Raw genomic sequence first — 922 nt, 5'->3', positions numbered from 1 at the left:
GCGCCGCTTTGCCTGAGGTGGATATTGTTTCTCCATCGGAAAACTGCCGTTCGTCGCATGATGTGTTAGAGCATATCGGGCAAGGGACAGAGGGCGCGACTGTGGGAGACATTATCCACATCAACTGCGGTTTGCACGATATCCGCCACAATCAAGGCTGTAATGAGCCGGTGGCCGATATAGAAACCTATCGCAATAACCTGACCCAAATTTTCGATTATCTGAAACAGACAGGTGCAAAAATTATTTGGGCGAGCAGTACGCCCTTTTTGGAAAGCGTACACAATATCCTCAAACCCTCGCGCCGCTATCTGGCTGATTTGAAGGCCTATAACCGTGTGGCGGAGGATTTGGCAAGGCAATATGGTTTTGCTGTCAATGATTTATACAGCTTGATGTTTGAGCAGGACTTGACTGATGTGATGCTGTGTGACGGGCTTCATTTCAATGAGTTCGGCAGTAAGATGATAGGCAAGGCAGTAGCCGAAGCGATATTGAAACAGATGGATTGACCTGATTTAACTCGTTTTATCATGTTTTGTCTTTCAGACGGCCTTTAAAGTTGAAACGAAGCCCCCGACATAAGGTAATGCAGCACTAATCTTATCAACATTAATCCAGGAGTATAACCATGAGCGGCGAATTAGATAAAATCAGCGGTAAAGTAAAAGAAGTGGCTGGCGATGTATCCAGCAATGCTAAACTTGAAGCTGAAGGCTTGGTTCAACAAGGCGTTGGCAAAGTAAAAGAAGCAGCATCAGATATTGAAAGCAAAGCCAGTGACGCTTTAGAAGAAGGTAAAGCAAAAGGTTCGCAATTGTTTGAAGAAGCTAAAGAAAAAGCAACTGCTTTAGCCGATGAAGCCAAAGAGAAAGTAGCACACTTGGCTGAAGAAGCCAAAGAAAAAGCTGAAGGCTTGATT

Annotated in this window: 2 protein-coding genes; both read left to right on the top strand. The window is 44.7% G+C overall.

Features of this window, described 5'->3' with window-relative positions:
* Window positions 1–512 (top strand): SGNH/GDSL hydrolase family protein (locus ACTHS3_RS15305; RefSeq protein WP_440368408.1); only part of this gene is annotated, 512 nt, incomplete at its 5' end.
* A 119-nt stretch (window positions 513–631) separates the two neighbouring features.
* The coding region (locus ACTHS3_RS15300; RefSeq protein WP_440368407.1) for a CsbD family protein at window positions 632–922 on the top strand (291 nt) is incomplete at its 3' end.

The organism is Neisseria sp. P0009.S007 (genome assembly GCF_051962515.1).
This window is presented reverse-complemented; position numbering and strand designations above follow the sequence as displayed.